Source organism: Streptomyces sp. NBC_00554, assembly GCF_041431135.1.
Lineage (GTDB): Bacteria > Actinomycetota > Actinomycetes > Streptomycetales > Streptomycetaceae > Streptomyces.
This window is the reverse complement of record NZ_CP107799.1, coordinates 5,857,283-5,880,893: the sequence shown is the minus strand read 5'-3', so window position 1 is coordinate 5,880,893 and position 23,611 is coordinate 5,857,283. Positions and strand designations below refer to the sequence as shown.

General features: G+C 68.0%; 21 protein-coding genes. 14 read left to right on the top strand and 7 right to left on the bottom strand.

Annotated elements, in window-relative coordinates; genetic code table 11:
• Positions 1–81 precede the first annotated feature (81 nt).
• The 4 genes from OG266_RS25995 to rsmI all read right to left on the bottom strand — a co-directional run bounded on the left by OG266_RS25995 (position 82) and on the right by rsmI (position 4,233).
• Complete coding sequence (locus OG266_RS25995; protein ID WP_371548715.1) at positions 82–1,479, bottom strand: ubiquitin-like domain-containing protein; 1,398 nt, start codon at positions 1,477–1,479, stop codon at positions 82–84.
• A gap of 142 nt (positions 1,480–1,621) precedes the next feature.
• Positions 1,622–2,494, bottom strand: coding sequence for a TatD family hydrolase (locus OG266_RS25990; RefSeq protein WP_266460311.1), 873 nt, complete (start codon positions 2,492–2,494; stop codon positions 1,622–1,624).
• A gap of 58 nt (positions 2,495–2,552) precedes the next feature.
• The gene (locus tag OG266_RS25985; protein ID WP_329547162.1) at positions 2,553–2,990 is read right to left on the bottom strand and encodes a hypothetical protein; all 438 of its coding nucleotides are present in this window, start codon (positions 2,988–2,990) and stop codon (positions 2,553–2,555) included.
• 385 nt (positions 2,991–3,375) lie between these two features.
• Positions 3,376–4,233, bottom strand: coding sequence for a 16S rRNA (cytidine(1402)-2'-O)-methyltransferase (gene rsmI / locus OG266_RS25980; RefSeq protein WP_329547161.1), 858 nt, complete (start codon positions 4,231–4,233; stop codon positions 3,376–3,378).
• Positions 4,234–4,328: 95 nt separating this feature from the next.
• Here rsmI and OG266_RS25975 point away from each other — a divergent pair, with 95 nt between their 5' ends.
• Both OG266_RS25975 and OG266_RS25970 read left to right on the top strand, forming a co-directional pair.
• On the top strand, positions 4,329–6,068 hold the full coding sequence (locus tag OG266_RS25975; RefSeq protein ID WP_371548714.1) for a dolichyl-phosphate-mannose--protein mannosyltransferase: 1,740 nt from the start codon (positions 4,329–4,331) through the stop codon (positions 6,066–6,068).
• A 292-nt stretch (positions 6,069–6,360) separates the two neighbouring features.
• Positions 6,361–8,352: a pentapeptide repeat-containing protein gene (locus tag OG266_RS25970; protein ID WP_371548713.1), complete on the top strand. Its 1,992-nt coding sequence runs from the start codon at positions 6,361–6,363 to the stop codon at positions 8,350–8,352.
• 97 nt (positions 8,353–8,449) lie between these two features.
• On the opposite strand, the gene OG266_RS25965 is transcribed toward OG266_RS25970, so the two are convergent.
• Complete coding sequence (locus OG266_RS25965; protein ID WP_371548712.1) at positions 8,450–8,998, bottom strand: UTRA domain-containing protein; 549 nt, start codon at positions 8,996–8,998, stop codon at positions 8,450–8,452.
• Positions 8,999–9,012: 14 nt separating this feature from the next.
• Positions 9,013–9,789, bottom strand: a complete 777-nt coding sequence (locus tag OG266_RS25960) for a GntR family transcriptional regulator (protein WP_371548711.1) — start codon at positions 9,787–9,789, stop codon at positions 9,013–9,015.
• Between the two features lie 634 nt (positions 9,790–10,423).
• Between OG266_RS25960 and OG266_RS25955 the strand changes: the two genes are divergently transcribed.
• The 12 genes from OG266_RS25955 to OG266_RS25900 all read left to right on the top strand — a co-directional run bounded on the left by OG266_RS25955 (position 10,424) and on the right by OG266_RS25900 (position 22,990).
• Complete coding sequence (locus OG266_RS25955; RefSeq protein WP_371548710.1) at positions 10,424–10,693, top strand: DUF6284 family protein; 270 nt, start codon at positions 10,424–10,426, stop codon at positions 10,691–10,693.
• A complete protein-coding gene (locus OG266_RS25950; protein WP_371548709.1) occupies positions 10,690–10,974 on the top strand; it encodes a DUF6303 family protein in 285 nt (94 codons plus the stop codon). Before OG266_RS25955 ends, OG266_RS25950 begins: the two co-directional genes overlap by 4 nt.
• Entirely contained in the window at positions 10,971–11,828 is an 858-nt protein-coding gene (locus OG266_RS25945; RefSeq protein ID WP_371548708.1) for a protein spdB, read from the top strand. The genes OG266_RS25950 and OG266_RS25945 overlap by 4 nt, the downstream gene beginning before the upstream one ends.
• Positions 11,828–12,193, top strand: a complete 366-nt coding sequence (locus OG266_RS25940; RefSeq protein WP_371552955.1) for an RRQRL motif-containing zinc-binding protein — start codon at positions 11,828–11,830, stop codon at positions 12,191–12,193. The genes OG266_RS25945 and OG266_RS25940 overlap by 1 nt, the downstream gene beginning before the upstream one ends.
• A 17-nt stretch (positions 12,194–12,210) precedes the next feature.
• A complete protein-coding gene (locus tag OG266_RS25935) occupies positions 12,211–12,519 on the top strand; it encodes a hypothetical protein (RefSeq protein ID WP_371548707.1) in 309 nt (102 codons plus the stop codon).
• A gap of 367 nt (positions 12,520–12,886) precedes the next feature.
• The gene (locus OG266_RS25930; protein ID WP_371548706.1) at positions 12,887–14,788 is read left to right on the top strand and encodes an FtsK/SpoIIIE domain-containing protein; all 1,902 of its coding nucleotides are present in this window, start codon (positions 12,887–12,889) and stop codon (positions 14,786–14,788) included.
• A 104-nt stretch (positions 14,789–14,892) separates the two neighbouring features.
• Complete coding sequence (locus OG266_RS25925; protein ID WP_371548705.1) at positions 14,893–15,771, top strand: bifunctional DNA primase/polymerase; 879 nt, start codon at positions 14,893–14,895, stop codon at positions 15,769–15,771.
• A gap of 2 nt (positions 15,772–15,773) precedes the next feature.
• Positions 15,774–17,249, top strand: coding sequence for an ATP-binding protein (locus tag OG266_RS25920; RefSeq protein WP_371552954.1), 1,476 nt, complete (start codon positions 15,774–15,776; stop codon positions 17,247–17,249).
• A 441-nt stretch (positions 17,250–17,690) separates the two neighbouring features.
• The gene (locus OG266_RS25915) at positions 17,691–17,933 is read left to right on the top strand and encodes a helix-turn-helix domain-containing protein (RefSeq protein ID WP_371548704.1); all 243 of its coding nucleotides are present in this window, start codon (positions 17,691–17,693) and stop codon (positions 17,931–17,933) included.
• Positions 17,934–18,012: 79 nt separating this feature from the next.
• Positions 18,013–19,278, top strand: a complete 1,266-nt coding sequence (locus OG266_RS25910) for a tyrosine-type recombinase/integrase (RefSeq protein ID WP_371548703.1) — start codon at positions 18,013–18,015, stop codon at positions 19,276–19,278.
• 288 nt (positions 19,279–19,566) lie between these two features.
• Positions 19,567–21,216: a penicillin-binding transpeptidase domain-containing protein gene (locus tag OG266_RS25905; RefSeq protein ID WP_371548702.1), complete on the top strand. Its 1,650-nt coding sequence runs from the start codon at positions 19,567–19,569 to the stop codon at positions 21,214–21,216.
• 97 nt (positions 21,217–21,313) lie between these two features.
• Entirely contained in the window at positions 21,314–22,990 is a 1,677-nt protein-coding gene (locus tag OG266_RS25900) for a penicillin-binding transpeptidase domain-containing protein (RefSeq protein ID WP_371548701.1), read from the top strand.
• Between the two features lie 180 nt (positions 22,991–23,170).
• Here the strand turns inward: OG266_RS25900 and tnpA are convergent, their stop codons facing one another.
• Positions 23,171–23,587 (bottom strand): IS200/IS605 family transposase, encoded by a 417-nt coding sequence (gene tnpA / locus OG266_RS25895; protein WP_371548700.1) that lies wholly within the window; start codon positions 23,585–23,587, stop codon positions 23,171–23,173.
• Between the last annotated feature and the right edge of the window lie 24 nt (positions 23,588–23,611).

Sequence of the window (23,611 nt, the reverse complement as noted above, 5' to 3'; positions counted from 1 at the left end):
GTCAGCGCGATACGGGGGTCTGGGGGCGGAGCCCCCAGGAACAAGGGACGGGTAGGGGCGGAGGGGGCGAAAAACCCACCCTCACCCCCGCAACCGCGCCCCACAGTGCGGCCAAGGACTGGCCCCCCGCCGCACATAAAGCTTCTTCGCACGAAACGTCTGCTCCGCCGCAGGCGCGTCCTGCGGCCGCCCCGCACCCCCGAGCCCCTGCCACGTCCGCGTGTCGAACTGATAGAGCCCGCCGTACGTACCGGAGGGATCCACCGCCCCGGGCCGCCCCCCCGACTCACACGCAGCAAGCCCGGACCAGTCCAGATGATCGGCCCCGCCGACGGACGTAGGCAGCGGCTTCGTCCCGACCTTCACCACCTGCACCCGCGGCTCCCGCACCACCTCGGACTTCACCCGCCGCGGCTTCTGCTTGACCCCGTTGACGGTCCGCAGGAGGTACGTGACCCGCCGCACCCCCGGCTGCCCGGCCCGCTCGACCACCTCGGTCCCCCGGAACAGCGAGGAATCCCGGCTCCGCTCCACCGCGAACGGAATCGGCTCCTCGCGGACCTCCTTGGTCCCGGTGATCCGCATGACGGTGACGGTCTGTCCGTCGCGCGGGAAGCTCCCGGGCGCGACGGAGGTGGTGTCCTGCCCGTGCAGCGTGATCCCGGCCTCGTCGAGGGCCTCGCGCACGCTCGCCGCGTTCGTACGGATCGTCCGCGCCCGCCCGTCCGCCATGATCGTCACCGTGCGCTCGGTGCGGACGTCGAGCTCCAGCCCGGCGCGGCCGATCCGCTGGGAGCGCGAGGTCGACAGGTACGCCCCCTCGGCGCGCACTCCGAGCTGCCTGAGCGCCCCGTCCACCGTGTGCGCCGTCGTCCACACCTGGCGCCGTTGCCCGTCGAGGGTGAGGCGCACGGGGCGCCCGTAGTGCACAGCGACCTCGTCGCCGCTCGCGAGCGCCGTGCCGGGGGCGGGCGCCACGACGTCGTGCGCCCCCACGTCCACGCCCTCGTCGGCGAGCAGTTCGGTCACGTCGTCCGCGAAGGTGTGCAGCGTGCGCGGCTTGCCGTCGACGCTGAGCTCGATCGCCTTGTCGTTGGCGACGAAGGCGGAGGTGCCGCCTGCCAGGAACGCGACGACCAGCGCCTGCGGGAGCAGCCGCCGCAGCGGGTCGGGACGCTCGCCGGTGCGCCTGCGCCGGGCCGCACGCCGGGCTTCGGCACGGCCGCCGGGCCGCGGAGCGGCGCCCTCGGGGGCCGCCTGCCGAGGCAGCAGGGGCTCGGTGGGAAGGTCGGACTCCGGCACGTACGCCTCGTACGCGGGCTCGTACGTGTCCGGGTACACCGGAGCGTCCGAGGACTCCGGGAAGTCCGGGTAGCCGTGGCCGGCAGACGGCTCATAGTCCTCGTACGACGGGCCGACCGCCCCCGTCGTACCGGCTGTTCCAGTCGTTCCGTACGTCTCGTACTGCGAGTTGCTCACGACGACACGCTCCAGGGGGGAGTCCGGATCGGGCGACCAGAACCTAGCGGAGCGGTCGTCACTCTCCAAAGCAACGCGGCTACGCTGTGTCGCGACACTGCCCTGAGGTGCGGTCGGGAAGAACCCCCGGAAGCGTTATTCGTCAGTAATCAAACGCACGCGCGGTGTTCGCGGAGATCGAGGTCGCCAGCTCGTCCTCGCCGATTCCCCGCACCGCGGCCATGGCGCGGACCGTGACCGGAATGAGATACGGAGCGTTAGGCCGTCCGCGGTACGGCACGGGGGTCAGGAAGGGCGCGTCGGTCTCGACGAGGACGAGCTCCAGGGGCGCCACGGCGAGTGCGTCACGCAGCGGCTGGGCGTTCTTGAAGGTCATGTTGCCGGCGAAGGACATGAAGTAGCCGGCGCGGGCGCACACTTCGGCCATCGCGGCGTCACCGGAGTAGCAGTGGAAGACGGTCCGCTCGGGGGCGCCCTCCTCCTTGAGGATGCGCAGTACGTCGGCGTGGGCGTCGCGGTCGTGGATGACCAGGGCCTTGCCGTGCCGCTTGGCGATCTCGATGTGGGCCCGGAAGGACCGTTCCTGCGCGGCCTTGCCCTCGGGGCCGGTGCGGAAGTAGTCGAGCCCGGTCTCGCCGACGCCCTTGACCTGCGGCAGAGCTGCCAGCCGGTCGATCTCGGCGAGCGCCTCGTCCAGCGCACCGTCGCCGCCCGGCCGCCGCTCGCCCTGCCGGGACCAGCCGTCGGGGTCGCCGTGGACGATACGCGGCGCTTCGTTGGGGTGCAGCGCGACCGTCGCGTGGACGGCGTCGTACGCGGCAGCCGTCTCGGCCGCCCAGCGTGAGCCGTTCACGTCGCAGCCGACCTGGACGACCGTCGTCACCCCGACCGAGGCGGCCTTGGCGAGGCCCTCGTCCACTGTGCCGGACTGCATGTCGAGGTGGGTGTGCGAGTCGGCGACGGGCACGCGCAGCGGCGCGGGGAGGGGCGGAGCTTCGGCAGCGGAGGAGGGCATGCCCCGATCCTACGAAAGGGGCATGCCCTGCCTCACCGGAGCCCGGACTCTCGCCGGGTCATCCGGCCTTGCGGTGCGCGAACGGGTGCAGCAGATCCGAGAGGTGCCAGTGGTGCGGCTCTTTGGATGCCGACCGCGGCTCCGACTGGGGCTCCCCAAAGCCCTCGTCGTGCGTCACCTCGGGCTTGCGCCGCTGCTCGGTTCGCTGCATGCGGTGAATGGAGTCCTGGACGGAGGACACCTGACCGGCGCGCATGATGCGCACCACATGGTTGTCGCAGTTCAGGCAGGTGGGCCGGCTCAGCGGCGAAGGCACGACCTGGCCGTTCGCGACGTACATCACGAACTCGTTGCCCTCGACGTCGAGGTGGTGCTCTATCTCGTACGACTGCTCCCACCCGTGCCCGCAGCGCATGCAGGCGAACGAATACGACTCGTTGACGACGGCGGTGGCCGCGGCGCTGCGGGGACCGGTCTGTCCTGCGATCTCACTCATGCCAGCTCCTTTGTCCGCTGGACAAGCGCCTCCGGCTTGCGGAGGCGGAGGGACGGTGCGTCCCTTTACCCAGTGGACGCTTCTCCCGGCGCGAGTGCACGAGACCTGTCGACTGTTGGAGACGTCTTGGCCGTTCCTTGCCACAACGCTCCTGGTGGCGGGCCTGCGCTTTGCCTTCCACGGTAGCCCTTTGCCCGCTTATGGGGGAATACCAACAGCGTGCTTATGGCGGCCTCCGGGGCGGGCGCTTCCGGGGTGTTTCCGATGGTGCCCACGGGACCTACGAGGTGCCGGTCCGGACCTACGAGATGCCGGTCCGGACCTACGAGATGCCGGTCCGGACCTACGAGATGCCGGTCCGGACCTACGAGATGCCGGTCCGGACCTACGAGGTGCCGGTCCGGGCCGCGTTCTTCGCCGCGACCACCGCGTCGAAGACCTCCCGCTTCGGGAGCCCCGCCTCCGCCGCCACCACGGCGATCGCCTCCTTGCGCCGCTCCCCCGCGTCCTCGCGCACCTGGACCCGGCGCACCAGCTCGGCGGCGTCCAGCTGCTCGGCCTTCTCGGGGGCACCCTCGACGACGACCGTGATCTCACCGCGTACGCCCTCGGCGGCCCAGGCGGCCAGCTCGGCCAGCGGGCCGCGCTTGACCTCCTCGTACGTCTTCGTCAGCTCGCGGCAGACGGCGGCGCGGCGCCCGGCGCCGAAGGCCTCGGCCATCGCGGCGAGGGTGTCGTCGAGGCGGTGCGGTGCCTCGAAATAGACCAGCGTGCGACGCTCGTCGGCGACTTCGCGCAGCCGGGACAGCCGCTCGCCCGCCTTACGGGGCAGGAAGCCCTCGAAACAGAAGCGGTCGACGGGCAGCCCGGACATCGCGAGCGCGGTGAGCACCGCGGACGGGCCGGGTACGGCGGTGACCTTGATGTCCTTCTCGACGGCGGCGGCGACCAGCCGGTACCCGGGGTCCGACACGGACGGCATCCCGGCGTCGGTCACCAGCACCACCCGCGCCCCGCCCACCAGCGCCTCGACCAGCTCGGGCGTCCGGGCCGCCTCGTTCCCCTCGAAGTACGAGACGACGCGCCCGCCGACCTGCACGCCCAGCGACTGAGTGAGCCGCCGCAGCCGCCGGGTGTCCTCGGCGGCGACGACATCGGCCCCGGCCAGTTCCTGGGCGAGCCGGGGCGGCGCGTCCGAGATGTCGCCAATGGGGGTGCCTGCCAACACAAGGATTCCTGTCACGGCCCCATCCTCGCAGGGCCCCGCCGGGACAACCTCATCCGGACGGAAGGGCCCGGGCGCGGGACTCCCACAGAAGGGTTCCCTACGATGGCGCGGTGACCAGTACCGCGTCCTCCACGGACACCCGGCAGGGCCAGGCCGCCGAAGACCAGCGGCCGTCGTGGCAGCAGCGGCTGCGCCGCTTCGGATACACGGCGAGGCCGCCCATCGACGTACGCGACAGGCTGGTGCCTCCGTACGCCGAGCCCAGCCCGCGCATCTGGGCCACGCTCGGGCTGCGCCACGAGCTGGCCGAGCGCGTCACGCGCTGGTCGGGGTGGGGCGGCCCGCTCCTGGTGACGCTGCTCGCCGGGCTGATGCGGTTCTGGAACCTGGGCAGCCCCAAGGCGGTGATATTCGACGAGACGTACTACGCCAAGGACGCCTGGGCGCTGTTCAACCGCGGCTACGAGGTCAACTGGGCCAAGGACGCCAACGACCTGATCCTCCAGGGCAACGGCAACATCCGGATCCCCACCGACGCCGCCTATGTCGTGCACCCGCCGGTCGGCAAGTACGTCATCGGGCTCGGCGAGTGGATGTTCGGCTTCAACCCCTTCGGCTGGCGCTTCATGACGGCGGTGCTCGGCACGCTGTCGGTGCTGCTGCTGTGCCGCATCGGGCGCCGCCTGTTCCGCTCGACCTTCCTCGGCTGCCTGGCGGGCGCGCTGATGGCGGTCGACGGCCTGCACTTCGTGATGAGCCGCACCTCGCTGCTCGACGGCGTGCTCATGTTCTTCATCCTGGCCGCGTTCGGCTGCCTGGTCGTCGACCGCGACAAGGCCCGCGCGAAACTGGCGGCGGCACTCCCGCCGGACGCGGACGGCCTCGTACGCCCCGACGCGCACACCGCCGAGACCACCCGCCTCGGCTGGCGCCCCTGGCGCTGGGGAGCCGGCCTCATGCTGGGCCTGGCCCTCGGCACCAAGTGGAACGCCCTCTACGTCCTCGCCGCGTTCTGCCTGATGGCCGTCCTCTGGGACGCCGCCTCGCGCCGCGTCGCCGGCGCCCGTCACCCGTACGCGGCGGCCCTCAAGCACGACACGGGCATCACGTTCCTGGCCACGGTCCCGGTCGCGATCGCCACCTACCTGATCTCCTGGACCGGCTGGATCCTCTCCCCGTCCGACGGAACCGGCGGCTACTTCCGCAACTGGGCGGCGACCGAGGGCAAGGGCGGCAGCTGGACCTTCCTCCCCGACTGGCTGCGCAGCCTGTGGCACTACGAGCACGAGGTGTACGAGTTCCACGTCGGCCTCTCGTCCCCGCACACCTACCAGTCGAACCCGTGGAGCTGGATCGTCCTGGGCCGTCCGGTCTCCTACTTCTACGAGTCCCCGGCCCCCGGCACCGACGGCTGCCCCACGGACGCGGCCGAGAAGTGCGCCCGCGAGGTGCTGGCCCTGGGCACCCCGCTCCTGTGGTGGACGGCCTGCTTCGCGATCCTCTACGTCCTGTGGCGCTGGGCCTTCCGACGCGACTGGCGCGCGGGCGCGATCGCCTGCGGCATCGCGGCCGGCTACCTCCCCTGGTTCATGTACCAGGAGCGCACGATCTTCTTCTTCTACGCCGTCGTCTTCGTACCCTTCCTCTGCCTGGCCGTCGCCATGCTGCTCGGCGCGATCATCGGCCCACCGGGCTCCACAGAACGCCGCCGCGTCATCGGCGCCACAGCAGCGGGCGTCCTGGTCCTACTGATCGCCTGGAACTTCATCTATTTCTGGCCGATCTACACAGGGCAGGCGATCCCCATCGACCAGTGGCGGTCGCGGATGTGGCTGGACACCTGGGTCTAGCTGGGCTGACGGCTTTACTGCGGGATGAGAGCCACCGCAGGATCGCGGTCGTCATTGGTCATCAGTGGTTGTCGTTGGCCACCCTCGGACGGCCCGCAGACGGCCCAGCAGTAGGCACGTGACCTGCTGCGATGCAGGGGCCGGCGAGAGCGGAAACGGCGACGGCCCGCACTGGAAAGTGCGGGCCGTCGCCGTACGTGCGGATCAGCTGATGGACGGGCTGTAGCGCAGGTGCGTTCCGACTTGCACATAAAGCCTCCGAGATAGGCGCAAGGTCGGTAGAACGAGGGGCATGGGTGAACCTACGTGGGCGACCTGCCAAGCCGATCCGCTCTGTTCTGGCGTGCAAGTCTCGCCCAACGACCGATGCATCGCTCATCTGGCGGGGAACGAGCAATCCGGCCTCCTGGATGGGATCGCTGTCGGAGAGAGCGTCGACTTCCGAGGGGTGACGTTCAACGCTGCACTCACGCAAAAACTGCAGAAAGCAATCGCGCGGTGCACAGCCTTCGGAATTTCCCTCTTCACGGATTGCCAGTTCCTAGCGCCGATCGATTTCAGCGACTTCAAGTTTCAAGGTGCATGCTGGTTTGATGGCGCATCATTTGATGCCGCAGACTTCGGGCGGAGTATTTTCCATGAGTCTGCCTGCTTCCTGGGAGCGACATTCCACGCACCGGTAACATTCCAACTTTCCTCACTCGGAAGGGCCGACCTGTCCCGGGCCCAATTCAAAGGCGGGGCGGATTTTAGCTCACTGCAAAGACGCCCGTCCGTAAATTTCCAGGATTGCACCTTCGAAGACATCACCAGCTTCGAAAACTCTGAGCTAGAAAACGGTAGTTTCGAACGTACACAGTTCCAAATGGTGCGATTCTCCAGAGCAACCTTCCTAGGTCTTCCGACCTTTCGCCGAGCAGAATTTGGAGGTCTGGCTAACTTCGAAAACGTAAAGTTTCCGTATGGGGCAAATTTCAGATACAGCAGCTTCCCCGAGGGATGCCTTTTCACAGGTAGCGAATTTGGGTCGCGAGGCCCCGCAGTATTCGCCGGGGCACAGTTCGGCAAAATGACAGGGTTTACCAAGGTCAAATTTGAAAGCGAGGTTTATTTCAGCGGAGCAGTCTGCAAGGGATCGATAAGTTTCAAGTCCAGCCAATTTTCTGACCTGCTCCATGGACCGCTCAGCGCGAAGGACGTGAATCTAGGTTACGCAAGCTTCGATCGTTCGGTTCGTTTTGAGGTGAGTTCAAAAAATCTTGGCCTGTCCCGTGCAACGTTCTCAGCAGCAGCGGCATTTAGTGTCCGATTTTCCACAGTTGACCTCACGGACGTGCATCTTAGCTCTCCTTTGACAATCTCCTCTTATCATAGCGAGTTCACCGTGGGCGATCTCACGGTTCCTGATCCCGAGCTGGGAGACCTGGACCCCTTGAGTAAAGTAACTCGGCTCGCCGGGGTGGACGCAAAATTGCTGGTGCTCAGCGACGTAGACCTAGCCAAGTGTTCTTTTGCTGGGGCATATCACTTGGATCAGATCACCTTGGAAGGAGACTGCCGCTTCGCCACTCCACCAACTGGCATAAAGTGGGGGGTCTCCACAGTTCCTTTCCGCTGGTGGACGCAGCGTAAAACGCTTAGCGATGAAGTCTTGTGGCGGTCACAGCGTCCAGTTAAACTCTTGAATAAAAAAGGATGGGAAGTAAGTCGTGAAGTTCCGACCCAGACTCCCAGCATTCAGAATATCGCAGCAACATATCGCCAACTCCGTAAGACATTTGAAGACGGCCTGAATGAACCAGGCGCAGCCGATTTCTACTACGGAGAAATGGAGATGCGAAGGCGTGATGAGCATGCTAGCCGCAGCGAGCGGGGCCTCCTGCATGCTTACTGGGCACTCTCCGGATTCGGTCTTCGGGCATCTCGCGCAATCGGCTGGCTTGCCGCCTCAATGGCAGTAACTATTGTCTTGATGATGGGATGGGGCCTACCCAATCAGGCAGCAAAACAGACAGCCACTGGAATCGCGTCCGCTCCCGGAAAGGAAACAACGCTAGTAATCGAAGTACCCAAGCAAAATCTGACCATTCCGTTTGATAAGCGGTGGACACTAAGCCGACTAGAAAGGTCGGGGCGGATCGTTATCAATTCCGTTATTTTTCGGTCCAGCGGCCAGGGTCTGACATCCGCTGGCGTTTGGATCGAAATGACTTCCCGCTTCACGGAGCCCATTTTTTTGGGCCTTTCCATTTTGGCCATCAGGGGACGTATCAAACGAAAATGATCTATTTCTGATGGTCAGGCAACACTCGAATTTTGTCCGAGGGCAGGAACAGCGACGGCCCGCACTGCTCAGTGCGGGCCGTCGCCATGCGTGTGGATCAGCTGATGGGCGGGCTGTAGCGCAGGACCCAACCGGGGCCAGGGCGGTGCACGGTGACCTCGACGGCGCGACCGGTCTTCGTGTAACCGGTGTGCGTGATCTGAAGGAGGTTGCTGCCGACCTCGACCCCGAACGCCTCCGCTTCGACGGAGGTAGCCGCGTACAGCGCGACCTCCTCGATCGCCTCGGTCTGCTCGTATCCCGCGTCACGCATCCGGCTGATAATGCCGCCAAGCCCGGGGTCGGGACTTTCGACGCCTGCGGCTTCTGCCACGTCCACGGGGACGTACGAGTCGGCAAGCTGGACCAGGCGCTCACCGTCGTACATGTGCCTGGCACGGATCACGGTCTGATCAGCGGTCGCGATGCCGAGGAGCTCAGCGACGTGAGAGGGCGCGGTGTCGCGACGGATCGCGGTTTCCACACGGGGCGTGCCACCGAGTCGCTTGATCTCGGTCTCGAAGGCACCGCGACTTTCGCCGGCCTCCCGGCGAGCGGTGCGGTAGCGCTCCGTGGCGTCGCGGACGATGGCGGTATTGCTGCTCACTGAGGTCTTTCCTCTCAGACGGTGGGTTGGTCGATGGGCCACTCATAGCTGAGTGACCAGAGAGTGATGGGCATAACGTGCACGCAGACTTCCACGGCCCTGTCGGTGTCGGTCAGGCCAACATGGGTGACCTCGTAGACCAACCTGTCGGCTGAAACGCCAAGCGACTCGGCTTCAGCCTTGCTCGGAGGCCGTACGTCGATGGACTCCCGGATCCGGGTCTGCTGGTAGCCGAGTTCAGCGAGGCGCGACTTACTACCACCGTCTCCGGTGTCCTGTTGCTCCAACTGCGTACCGAACGCCACGTCGCCGGGGAAATACGAGGTCGCCACCTGAACCACGGTGGCATCCGCCCGCATGACCCGTGCCCTGACGAGTGCCTTCGCAGCGTGATGGACGCCGAGGATCTGAGCGACCTGTTTCGGTGGCCGCTCCCGGCTGATCACGGTTGTCGAAGTCGAGGTCATCCCGAGCCTGGCGATTTCCGCGGCGAACGCGCCTCGGGCGCCGGCCTCTTCCCGAGCCGACTTGATGTACCGGCCCGTCCCGTCGCGGTGGATCTTCCCGAGGATCGGAGAGACAAAGGTGCCCTCACCCCTGCGGGAAATGATCAGGCCCTCATCTTCCAGCACCCGGTACACATCGCGCACGGTCTGGTAGGCGACGCCTTCGGCTTCCTGGAGTTCCCGGACCTTGGGCAGCGCGGAACCCGGGGGGTACACCCCCTGCCGGATCTTCGCCCGAAGCTCTGCGGCGAGCCGCTGAACCTTCGGAACCTTGGTCTCCTCCACGCCTGACTCCCTCGATGTGTGACTCACGCGCCCCCAGTCTTACAGAACTAGTCCTAGAAGGGTACCCGGGATCGGTTTCGCGACTCGCAAGCGAATCCCAGTGGCTCTGAACTAGTTCTATTGACACCCACTCCGGAGCGTGCCTTAATCGTCACATCGCACCGCAGAACTAGTTCAGCGGGGCGACGGGAGGGCCCTATGTGGGGTGCTCCCACGCAGAGGGCGGGGACGCTGCAATCCCGCTAAAGGCCAGATGAACAGGGCTTTAGCCCGACTGGCGAGGTGGCCCGGCGACCGCGAGCAACGGCCGGAGAGTGGGGACTTGGTCCCCCTTGCAGTGCAACACCACATGCACCCAGCGACAGAGAGGAGACGCCGATGCACCAACGACATCGCCCGGCGTCATCGCGCCTGACCAGCACGACGGCAACGCCCTTCGCGTCCCACTGACTTCCGCAGCGGCGAGCGCTGCGGCTGGTTGCCTCCCCCGCCCGTCAGGACCCCGCTACACGCGGTGCTCGTACGGACGGGGTTGAGGGGAGCCGGGTTACCGACTTCAACGGCACGCCCCCCGGAGCAGCAACTCCGGGGGGCGCTTTCGGGCCGTACCACCGACTAGGGAGAACACGACCCAATGAGTCACATCGTCACTGTTCAGGATGCTGTTACCGCGTTCGCCGACTTCATGGAGCCGACGGCCGCTGAGCTGGACGCGATCGACCGCGAGATGCCCGTCATCCTGGCGGACGTCGACCTGATCGACGCGCAGATCATCGCTCTCAACCACACGCCGAACGAGTTGGACACCAAGCGTGTCCGCCGGGCGTTCGGGCGGGTGCTGATGGCGCGGCGGGCGCTGGCCAACCGCACCCCCAGCGCGAGCACGGCGGACGGTGCCGCATGAGCGTACGCACACACACTGCGGTGATGTCGGTGTCGCCCACTACCGGCAGGTGGCGTCTGTTCGTGGGGCTGTTGAACACCACCGCCCCGTGGCCTGAGCACGTGTTCGGCACGCCGGAGATTCCGACCCTCACTGCGCGGACAGAGGCACTCGCCCTGCTCGGCTACGAGCCCGTTGCCTGTGCGCAGTGGGAGTGGAGCGAGGACAGTACGCCCCCGGATCGGCCGGTTGACCTGCTCGCTTCCCTGAAGGTGCGAGAGCACGCGGGAGGTACGGCATGAAGGCCAAGACCGCTCTTCCCGCTGTCGCGATGACGGCGGTGTCCATGGTCCTCACCCTGGCCGTGGTCGTGATGTGGCTAGGCACGGCGATGCCGTGGCCCGTCGCCCTGGTCGTCGGTCTCGGCATCGACGGCGGATGGCTGGCCACCCTCGCCTACGAACGCCGCCTCGCCGCCCAAGGCGACCACAACCGCGCCGTCACCGGCGTCGGCTGGTCCTTCGGCCTCATCGCCACCGGCGTCCTGGTCACCCACGCACTCACCGCAGAAGACAACCCGGGCGCGTGGCTGGCTGTCGCCTGGCTCCCCGTCGCGGCGAAAGCGCTGTGGCTGGTCCACGGACTGTGGGAGCAGACCGCACTCACCCCCAACGCCCTTGGAGCGATTCAGGGCATCCAGCAGGAAGCCCGCGACGAAGCAGCCGTGGCCCGTGCCCGGCTGCGGGCCGAAGCGGTCACGGAGGAGACGCGGTTGACGGCCGTGACGCAGGCCGGCGCCCGCGTCGCCCGCATCCAGGCCAAGACCGCACACTCCCTCTCCCGGGCCTGGTCGACCTTGGAGGCGGCACGGAAGGGCAAGGACACCGGACGGGCCCTGACCAGCGTGACGCACCGCGTCACACCCGACGTCACCTCCCGCTGGGAACTCCCGGTCTGGGGACCTGCCGAACCCGTCGCGCTTGCGTTGGAGTCGGCGCCCGCCCTCACAGACGCGGAACTTGACGCGCAGGTCGACGAGATCCGGCACAGCGAGCACCCGGCCCTGTCCTACCGCGAGATGGCTGTCCGCTTCCGCGCGGCCGGCCATTCTGCATCCGAGGTCCGGCTCCGCGCGGCGTGGAAGCGCGTGGCGTGATGGGCCGCTCGTACGGCAAGTGCTTCGACCCCAACGGCGCCCGCTACGGCATCCCCACCTTCCCGTGGCGGATGGCACCGGACGGCATGGTCACGCGCCGCCAGCTGCGGGCGCGTGGCCTGCGTCCGGGCGGACAGCCCATCGCCGCGCAGGTCCTGCGCCCGCGCTACCGCCGGGGCCCGCTGGTCGCCTACCTCTACCGCCTCGACCACGCCAAGCGCGTCCGGCCCATGACGCCGGGACGGTGGGCCGCGCTCGACAAGGCCAACCTCGCCCGCCGTACCTGCCCCGAGTGCCGGACGGATGCCGGTTACGTCATCCCCGCCTCGCTCGGCATGTGCGTTCCGTGCGCCTACCCCAACTGATCGCGAGGGAGGACCTGATGGACCATCGTGACCCGCCGGGGATCATCGCCCCGCACATTCCCGTCGACGCCTACCGCCGCGCGGAAGCCACCGGACAGCCCGTCGTCATCGTCGTCCACACCACCGACCAGTACGGGCGCCCACTGCGTCACTACCTGGTCCCGCTCGTCATCGCGGGCGCGGGTGCCATGGGCTGCTGGGGGCTGGTCGCCGCGCTGTGCGCGCTGCTTGACGCCGCCGCTCACACGGTCACCGTCATCGCCCAGACCGCCGGACCCCTCAGCGTCGGCGGCATCACCTTCCGCCTCACCCGCCCCAAGCACTGAACCGGCGCTCCGCACCACCCGCCTGCGGCTCCGCACACCCCGGAAAGGGCCGGAAGTCGTAGGCGGCCCGCAGGGCGCCTGACCCCCCTTCGGTATGGGTGGAGACCCCCGGGGCCGTGAACGGCCACTCAGGGCGCCACAGGGACGTTGCGTGACGGCATTTTCGACGCCTCTTCGCGCGCGTGCGCGTAGGGGCCCCCTCCCCGGAACGGCGCAACTCTGCAACTCCGCAGGTCACAGGCGCTTGCAGGGGCTCAACCAGCGATGCCGACGCAACCGACACCGCCAACTACCCCAAAACGGACGGGCCGGTGACGCCACGCGACGGCGCACCGGCCCTCATCCACGTGTCTTTGGAGGACTCTTCGTGGACTGGAAGCAAGCATGGACGACCACCGCCACAACCACCAACACCGCGTTGGACGCGCTCGCGCCGATGTGCGCGCCGTTCGCCGCACGCTGGGACCGGGAAGCGGAGCGCCGCACGCAGCTGCGGACTCCGGAGAACCTGAAAGCGCTCATGACAGCGCAGCGGGAGCACAACTCCGCCCGCTCCACTGCCGCGATGGCCCGGAACCAGCGCAGTGCGGCGCGCAAGGCGTCCACCAACCCGCTGTCCGCGAACCGCCGGGCCGCCCGCACGGCGGACAAAGCCGCACGCCAGCACCACAGTCAGGCACGGTCGGTGATGAAGGTGGCGCGGAAGAACTATCCCGCCACCCTCGCTGCCCGCGCCGTGCAGACGCACGCCGCGCACGCGGTACCCAGTGGACTGGCCACCTGGCTCATGTCCGAGGCCACCCACGCGCTCACCCTGTGGCCGGCGTCTGTGTCCGCCGGCCTGATCGGATTGAACGCCGCGGGCCTGTGGCTGGGACGTCGTCAGCCGTCGGTGCGGCTCGATGACGGGATGAGCGCGGAGGAACGGCGCCTCGCCTCCCGGCTGGACCCGGCGTTCTGGGTGCAGAACGCGGATGCCCGCGGCTTGTCGGGCACCGTGCCCACCCCGGCCAAGCTCACCCCGGCCGGACTCATCTCGCACGTGCGGCTGGACGGCCGGTGGACACCGAAGACGTTCCGGGCCAAGGCGGATGAGATCAGGGCCCTGCTCGGGGCACGAAGTGACCTGCGCATGGAGATCACCTCCGGCAGCCACGGCGACCGCGCCACCATCACGCTGCGGACCCGCAGCGCGGCTGACGGCATCGACCTGTCCGGCTGGAAGCCGGGCGAGCCGTGGGGTGTCGACACGGTCACGGGCGAGCCCGTGATGGTCCCGCTCGGGCGCCGGATGCTGATCGCGGGCACCTCCGGGTCGGGCAAGAGCTGGTCGACCCGCGCTCTTCTCGCTGAAGCCTCCGAGGCACCGGATCACCGCTTGGTGGTCATCGATCCGAAGCGGGTTGAGGCGATCAACTGGGAGCACCGCGCCCGGACTGCCATCGCGATCGAAGACGTCCTGGACGTCACCGACGAACTGGTCACCGAGATGCACGAGCGGCTCGCCCTGGTCCCCCGCGGCCGGGACACGATCGAGATCTCCGAAGAGCGGCCCCGCATCACGGTGTTCGTGGACGAGGGAGCCGAAGTCATCACCATGGCCCGCAAGAAGCGGGCCAAGGGCAGTGACGGCGAGCCGGGCGATCCCGACTGGTCGCAGATCATGGAGAACCTCGGCACGCTGGCCCGCATGGCGCGGGCAGCCGAGATCATCCTGATCTGGGCCACCCAGAAGCCCACGATGGACGCCAAGGGCGGCATCGACCCGCAGATCAGCGCGCAGATCACCTACCGGGCCGCGCTCGCGCTGTCCACCTCGGGTGAGTCCCGCGTGGTCTTCGGTGAGGACGCCACCGAGAAGGGCTGGCACGCGCACGAACTGCCCATGCCCGGCGTGGCGATGCTGCGATCCGGCCCCAAGGCCAAGCCCCACCCGATCAGCACCCGCGCCTTCTCCCCCGCCGATGTCATCGCCCTCCCCGAGCGGCCCATCTGGAAGCGCGGAACATCCCGGACCGCCGCAAGCCCTCTCCACCTGGTCAAGAATGCGGGCACCCCAGCAGCCGCCCCGGTCTCCGCCGGCACGGAGACGAATCGTGCCCGGGTCCTGCGGGCCGTTGAGGACGGGGCCCGCACGCTGCGGGACATCACCGACCGCACCGGAATCAACAAGGGCACCGTCTCCCGCGAGGTCAAGACCCTCATGACCTCGGGAGCACTCCGCAAGAGCGACGACGGCATGGTCCTGCCCGGCCAGGAAGCCGCCTGAGCACATCCCGCCCGACCGAACGACAACGGCGGCCCCCATCCGACCAAGAACCGGGGCCGCCGCCAATCCACCTGCCCTCAACAGACCTGTGGAGGCCTCCCAGCATGACCCAACCCACTGACACCCGGCGAGCCCGCGGCTTAAGGCCACGCGTGAAGGATCACCTGAGCACCGCGCTGCACCTGGCCCAAGCCGGTGTACCGCCGCTGCCGCTGCGGGCAGGGAAGGTGCCGTTCGGCAACTGCCCGACGTGCGCGCAGAACGCGTGCGGTGGCCGGCCGAACATGAAGACCCCAGGCCCTTGCACCTGCCCGGCGCCCTGCCACGGCTGGGCCGCCGCAACCACCGATCCGAACATCGTCAACTCGCCTACGTGGCAGCGGGCTTGGCGAGATGCGGCGGCGGTGGCCTATCACCCCGGAGGCGCCGGTCTCACCATTGTGGATCTCGACAGCGCGGAAGCCATCGCGTGGGCCCGCGCAAGTCTGCCCGCCACCCGGACCGTGCCAACGACCCGGGGTGAGCACTGGCTCTACCGAGGCGCGATGCAGTCCGCCAACGGCGTACGGCCCGGCGTGGATATCAAGTCGACCATGGCCTACGCCCGTTGGCTCGGACCCGGCACCGGCACCATGACGGCGCTCCCGGACGTCGTGCGCGCGCTGACCGCGAAGGAGCCGGCCCCCCGTCCGGCGTCCGTCACGGTGCCCGCACTGGCCGGCGGCGGCGAGTGTCCGCACCGCGCGCCGACCTACCTGGACCGTGGCATTGCCATGGCGGAACAGCGCATCACCGAGGCCCGGCAGGCGGTGCACGCCACGGTCTACCGGACGTTCCTCGCGGTGCTGTCCACGCACGGCCGGTGCGGCTGCCTCACCGAGGCACACACCGCGCGGCTGTTCACCGCCGCGCAGGCCAAGGGCGAATCGCCCCGGCACTGCACCGACGCGTGGACCAACGCCCTGACCACGTTGGGACTGTGACCATGTCCGAGGACGACAAGACTCCCGCCCGCGCGATCATCACCGACTACGCGCAGTCTCACTTCCGGTACTTCCGCACCCCCGACGGGACCGTGTACGCGCAGAAGAACGGCCACCCCGTGGCCCGCCCGATCCGCTCCCAGGGCACCACGGGCAGCCACCGCCAGGAACTCATGGTCGGCCTGTACAAGGACGGTCGCGGCGCGTTCAACGGGTCCGCCCTCAAAGAGGCACTGGACCTGATCGAAGCACTCGCCCTGTCCGAGGACGTACAGCCCGTGCACATCCGCGTCGCTCCGGGATACGACGGGGCGACGTGGCTGGACTTGGGCCGTGATGACGGGCAGTCCGTCCGCATCCACCCGAGCGGCTGGGACATCCTCACCCCCAACCCGCAAGAGGTCTGCTGGCGACGCACACAGCTCACCGGCGAACTGCCCCTGCCGGTCAAGGACACCGCCGGCAAGGGCATCGACCTGCTGATGCGGCTGTGCAACTTCGCCAACGCCGAGACCGAATGCCTGGCCATCGCGTGGCTGATCGGCTGCCTCGGGCCGTCCGTGCCCGTGCCCGCGCCGTTCCTCACTGGACCGCAGGGGGCGGGCAAGTCCACCGGAGGCCGGATGCTCACCAGGATCATCGAGGGCATGAGCGGTGACCTGCGCCGGGCACCGAAGGATGAGGAAAGCCTGATCGCAGCGGTAGCGGCGGGATGGGTCACCGCGCTCGACAACCTCTCCCACGTGACGCCAGACCTGTCCGACGCCATGTGCTGCATCGTCACCGGCGCCGAGAGCGTCAAGCGGGCCCTGTTCACCGACGGGGACGTGTTCCGCGTCGGCTACCGCCGGCCACTACTCCTCACCGGCATCGACGTCGGAGTCATCCGCCCCGACCTCGCCGACAGGCTCCTACCGCTCCGGTTGGAGCGACCCAAAGTCCGGCGCACCGAGGCCGAACTGTGGGCGGACTACGCGGAAGTGCTGCCCATCGTCCTCGGCTCGCTCCTCGACCTGACGGTCAAGGTCCGCGCCGTGGAGGCGGAGACACCCACCGACCTGCGGATGGCGGACTTCGCCCACCTGTGCGCGCAGTTCGACGCCGCGACCGGCCTGGGGGCGCTCCCCGCCTACCGGGCCAGTCTGGACGACCTCAACGACGACGTCATCGAAGGCGACCTCCTCGCACAGACCGTCCTCCGCCACGCCGACACCATCGAACCGGGCACGGCACAGCAGATGACGTCCACGGAGTGGCTGTCCTGCCTCAGCCGCCTCTACAGCGGCGACGACTGCCGCCCCCTGCCCAAGGGGTGGCCGACCACCGGCAAAGTCCTCTCGGACCGGCTCAAGCGCCTCCAACCCACCCTGGCGGCCCGGGGTGTGCTCGTCGACGCGGGTCGCACCAAGGCGGGCCGCTACCTCGAAATGACCCGCACGCTCCCCCCGGCCCCTCACGAGCAAGCACGGGCGTTCTGACCCGCGACCCGCACGCTCAAGCGAACAGCAAGAGGAGCACGTGCTCCTCTTGCTGTTCGGCGGAACGCCGCCCCAAGGTCGCGCCGCGCAGCGGCTCCTACTTCGCTCTGTAAGGCGCGCCGAAGTACTACAAGCAGCCCCTTCTTTGTCCTAAGTAGGAAGACACTGCGTCACCTGCGTCACCCGAGCCGGAAAACGGCATCTGACCTGCGTCAACAGCGATGACGCAGACGGCCGACTCTGCGTCATCCTGCGTCACCTGCGTCACCCGATGACGCAGCCGATGACGCACCGGTGACGCAGCACCGATCCGCCGCGTCACCCAAAACCGCAGGTCAGAGCCCTAAGTGACGCTGACGACGCGGTGACGCAGAAATCCGAGCTTCGGACAGACCCGGCCCCCGATGTATCACCCTTCGCTCGCGCACGGAGGACACGCCTATGAGCACCGCACGTGAACAGCCGGACCCGCGCGCCACGCTCCGCGCCGGGCTGCCTGACCGCTACCTCACCCCCGACGACATCGCCGAGATCTTCGAAGTGCCCAAAGAGACCGTCTACCAGTGGCGCAAGAAGCGCCTCGGTCCGCCCGGATTCCGCATCGGAAAGTACATCCGTTACGACCCCGCCGACGTGCTCGCCCACGTAGCCGAGCGCAAGAGCACCGACCAAGACGCCGCCTAACCCAACACCCACCGCAGACAGCAGGGAGAGCCGCTACCCAGCGGCTCTCCCTGCTGCGTGTTGAGAGGACCGCCGCCACATGGCAGGCCACATCCAAGACCGCTGGTTCAAGACCGAGACCGACGCCAACGGCAAGACCGTCAAGGCCAAGTCCGACCGCTACGGCACGGGCATGCGCTACCGCGCTCGTTACGTCGGCCCCGACGGCACCGAGAAGAGCAAGTCATTCCGCGACAAGGAGAAGCGCCTCGCTGACCAGTGGCTCGCTCACATCGAGGTCGACATGGCGCGCGGTCAGTACGTCGACCCGCGCCAGGCTCGGACCACCTTCCGGCAGTACGCGGAACGCTGGGTCAAGACGCACACGGGTGAGATCAACAGCCGTGAGGCAGCCGAGCGACGGCTTCGGCTGCACGCGTACCCGCACATCGGGACACGCCCGCTCGGATCGTTCAAGCCCGAGCACATCCGCGACTGGATCGCGGCTCTGGAGAGCACAGTGCCGGCGGGGTCGCACCGCCGCATCATCGTCGGAACGGTCTCGGCAGCACTGAGCGCGGCCGTCGATGACGGGCTACTCGCCAAGAATCCCTGCCGCGCGCGGACGGTGCAGCTCCCGAAGCCGGGCAAGCCGCGCGTGACTCCTTGGACCGCATCTCAAGCCTTCGATGTGCGTGCCGCACTCGAACGGCGCTTCCGAGCCGCTGTGGACCCCGGCGCTGGATGCGGTCTGAGGCAAGGCGAGATCTTCGGCCTGTCGGAGGACGAACTCGACTACGAGGGCGGTTGGCTGGCCGTCGGCCATCAGCTCAAACGCATCCGTGGCAAGTACGTCTTCGCGCTGCCGAAGGGCGGCAAGGTCCGTGACGTGCCGCTCCCGAAGGCCGTGGGCGCCGCGCTCCGGGAGCACTCCAAGGAGTTCCCCTCAGTGGACGTGACGCTTCCCTGGCGTACGCCGGACGGCCCGCTCGTGACGAAACGACTCCTGTTCAGCGGCGTCGAAGGCGACCACGTCCGCGTGAGCAACTTCAATGACCACCATTGGAAGGCCGCTCTAGCTGCCGCAGGGATCATCCCGGCACGGAAGGCGGGCGAACGGTACGCGTCGGCCCCCGAGGACGGCATGCACGCACTCAGGCACTTCTACGCGTCGGTGCTGCTGGACGCAGGCGAGAACATCCGTGCCTTGAGTCAGTACCTCGGCCACAGCGATCCGGGGTTCACGCTCCGGACGTACACGCACCTGATGCCGAACAGCGAGGGACGTACGCGAAAGGCCGTCGACAGCCTCTATCTGGCGTCCACTCCACAAGATCACGGCCCAGAGGCGGCCCAAGCAGCCTGACGCGGCCCCGGCCAGAGTCAAACGCCCTGGTCGGGGCCCGACCAGGGCGAATCTCGCAGACTTCATCTATTTCTGGCCGCTGTACACGGGCCAGGCGATCCCCATCGACAGCTGGCGGTCGCGTATGTGGCTGGACACCTGGGTCTGACGGTCGACCCGTCGACCGGGGTTAACAATCAGGGAACACCGCTCCCACACGTCACTTCTCCCGCATAGAGTGCGGACAGAATCACCTTTCTGAACGCGTTCAGAAGTTTGGGGAGGGGTTCACGGGGAGGGGAACGACCGATGCGCAAGGGGGCGAAGGCCGCCATCGTCGGCAGCGTGTTCGCGGTGATGGTGGGGGGTGCCGGGTACGGCGCCTACAACGTGGTGACCGCGATCAGCGGGGACGAGGGGACCAGCGGGTCGTCCGGGCCGGCGGCGGTGAAGACCGGGCCGCCGAGTGCCGACGAGGTCAAAGAGGCGTCGGAGAAGTTCTTCGCGGCCTGGGAAAAGGGCGACGCGGTGACGGCGGCGGCGCTCACGAACAACGACGCGGACGCGGACCCGGTGCTGAGCAGCTACAGCGGCGCCGGGCACATAGCCAAGGTGCAGATCACGCCGGGCACGCCGTCCGGTGCGTCCGTGCCGTTCTCGGTCAAGGCGACGGTGTCGTTCGACGGAAAGAGCAAGCCGCTCTCGTACGACTCCGAACTGACCGTCGTACGCGGGCTCACCACCGGGAAGGCGCTGGTCGACTGGAAGCCGTCCGTCGTCCATCCCGAGCTGGCGAAGGGCGACACGTTCGTCACGGGCGAGGCGGCGAACCCGCCGATCGAGGCCGTGGACCGGAACAACGTTGTCCTGACCGCCGAGAAGTACCCGTCGCTCGGCCCGATCCTGGACGAACTGCGCGGAAAGTACGGCGAGTCCGCGGGCGGCACGGCCGGTGTCGAGCTGACGATCCGGCACGAGGACGAGAACGCGGGCGACACCACGCTCCTGACCCTCGCCAAGGGCGAGCCGGGCAAGCTGCGGACGACGCTCAGCGCGAGCGTGCAGGCGGCGGCCGAGAAGGCGGTCAAGGAGTACGACCAGTCGTCCCTGGTCGCCGTGAAGCCGAGCACCGGTGAGGTGCTTGCAGTCGCCAACAACCGCAAGGACGCCTTCAACGCGGCCTTCCTCGGCAGGGTGGCACCCGGCTCCACGATGAAGATCATCACCGCGGCGATGCTCATAGACAACGGCGTGGCCTCGATGAACGGCCCGGCGCCCTGTACGCAGACCGCGATCTGGCAGAGCCAGACCTTCAAGAACCTCACCAACATGCAGCCCAACGAGAACGCGACCCTCCTCAACGACTTCATGCGGTCCTGCAACACCGGCTTCATCAATCTCATCGACGGCACCGAGGCGAACCCGCTCACCGACGAGTCGCTGACGACCGAGGCGCAGAGCCGGTTCGGCCTGGGCCAGGACAACTGGAAGACCGGTATCGCGTCCTTCGACGGCAGCGTCCCCGCCTCCGGCGGCCCGGACCGCGCGGCGAACGCGATCGGCCAGGGCCAGGTCCAGATGAACCCACTGAACCTGGCCTCGGTGACGGCGACCGCCATGACCGGCACCTTCCGGCAGCCGGTCCTCGTGTCGCCCGAGCTCGACGACCGCCGGCTGGCCACCGCCAAGGGGCTGCCCTCGAACACGGTCTCGCAGCTCCGCTCGATGATGAACGCCACCGCGGTCAGCGGCACCGCCGCCAAGGCCATGGCCGGGGTCGGCGGCGGCAGCATCGGCGCCAAGACCGGCTCCGCCGAGATCGACGGCAAGGCCGTGTCCGACAGCTGGTTCACCGGCTACCGCAACGACATCGCGGCCGCCGCGCTGGTCCAGGGAGGCGGCCACGGAGGAGACGCGGCCGGTCCGATCGTCGCAGCTGTGCTACGAACTGGTGGCTGAAGTCACTCCTCACAGGGCGGGACCCTAGGGTGGTGCCTCTCGTTGAGGAGCGTGTGGGCACGGGGGCACCAGGGGAACCAGCGGAGGATTGTTAGCTGTGGGCAACAGAAGACGTGTCGCCGAGCGCAAGAGCAAGAAGCCGAAGCCGGCCGTCCTCGGCGGAGTGATCGCCGTGGTCGTCGCCGGCGGGGCGTTCGGCGCCTACGGCCTGTACGGCGGTGACGCGGCGGCCGAGGGCAGGACGTCGACGGCTGCCGACCAGAAGGCCGTGAAGACCGGCCCGCTGTCGGCCACCGAGGTGACCACCGCGGCCACCAAGTTCCTCACCGCCTGGCAGAGCGGTGCGGTCGCGACCGCGGCCGCCGCCACGGACGACTCGGCCGCCGCGAAGACCCTGCTGACCGGCTACACCAAGGACGCCCACATCACCGGCGTGACCCTGACGAGCGGCACACGGTCGGGGGCCGTCGTCCCGTTCTCCGTCAAGGGCACCGTCACCTACAAGGGCACCAGCAAGCCGCTCTCGTACGAGTCGAAGCTGACGGTCGTACGACGGGCCAAGGACGGTGTTCCGCTGGTGAGCTGGAAGCCGTCCGTCGTGCACCCGGACCTCCAGGACGGCGACAAGCTGGTCACCGGCGAGTCCGGTACGCCCCCGATCACGGCCCTCGACAAGCACGGCGGCGAGCTGACCACGGCCAAGTACCCGTCCCTGGGCACGGTGTTGGACGGGCTGCGCGAGAAGTACGGCAAGACGGCGGGCGGCAAGGCGGGCATCGAGCTCCAGGTGATCCGCAAGGCGGCGGCGAAGGGCGAGGAGAAGACCCCCGACAAGTCGCTGCTGACGCTCAGCAAGGGCACGCCGGGGACCGTGAAGACGACGCTCAGCCCGACCCTCCAGGCCGCCGCCGAGAAGGAAGTGGCCAAGAAGGCCAAGTCGTCGGTGGTCCTGATGGTCCCGTCGACCGGCGAGATCCTCGCGGTCGCCAACCAGAGCCACGGCTTCAACACCGCCTTCCAGGGCTCCCTCGCCCCCGGCTCCACGATGAAGGTCATCACGGCGTCGCTGCTCATCGACCAGGACCTCGCCTCGGCCGACAAGCAGCACGTGTGCCCCAAGACGTTCACGTACGGTCACTGGAAGTTCCACAACGACGACGACTTCGAGATCAAGAACGGCACGTTCAAGGCGAGCTTCGCGCGCTCCTGCAACACCGCCTTCATCAGCCAGGCCCCCGAGCTGGAGAACGACAGCCTCACCAAGCAGGCCCAGCAGGTCTTCGGTCTCGGCATGAACAACTGGGCTATCGGCGTGCCGTCCTTCGACGGCGCGGTGCCCGTGCAGTCCGCGGCGCAGATGGCGGCCTCGCTGATCGGCCAGGGCGGGGTCCGCATGAACCCGCTGAACATGGCGTCGGTCGCCTCCACGGTGGCGGCGGGTGCGTTCCACCAGCCGTACCTGGTGGCGCCGTCGGTGGACGACCGCAAGCTGGCCACGGCTTCCCGCACCCTGTCGGCGGACACCCTCTCCCAGCTCCGCGAACTCATGCAGTACACCGCCGCGTACGGCACCGCCGCCGAGGCGATGTCCGGCCTCGGCCCCGACTACGGCGCGAAGACCGGCTCCGCCGAGGTAGACGGCCAGGACAAGCCCAACGGCTGGTTCACCGCGTACAAGGGCGACTTGGCGGCAGCGGGGGTCGTACAGCAGGGCGGGCACGGGGGCGACACGGCGGGGCCGATCGTGGCGGCGCTACTCAAGGCCGCGAGTTAGGCGTCGTCGTGGCTGTGGGTGGCCGAGGTCCGCTCCCTGGAACTCGGTCGCATGCCCCGTACACCGACCGCTACCGGGATTCCTTCGCAGTGCATCTGGCTTCAGCCCGATGGTGAAGCGAATCTGAGGGTTGCGAGGCGGAGCGTCGCGAGGGCCGGTCCCGGCGGAGCCAGGCGACGCTCACACCGGCCGGTTCTGCTGCTCGATGTACTGCCTGACCACGGAGAGTGGGGCGCCACCGACGGTTCCGGCGAAGTAGGAGCCGGACCAGAGTTTGTTGGCCCGCCAGTAGTGGCGTACCAGGTCGGGGAACTCCTGGCGCAGACGGCGGGAGGACACGCCCTTGAGTGAGTTGACGAGCTTGGTCACGGCGATTTTGGGCGGGAAGTTCACCTGGAGGTGGACGTGGTTGTCCCCGCCTTTGAACTCCACCAGCTCGCACTCGAAGTCCGCGCACACCGACCGCATGATCTCCTCCAGCCGCGCCAGATGGGCATCGGTGAACACTTCATGCTGGAACTTGGTCACGAAGACCAAGTGGACATGCATCACGAAAACACAGTGCCGACCAGTTCTGATCTTCCGATTCTCGCCCATAACCCAAGTATGTAGCGTGGCTGC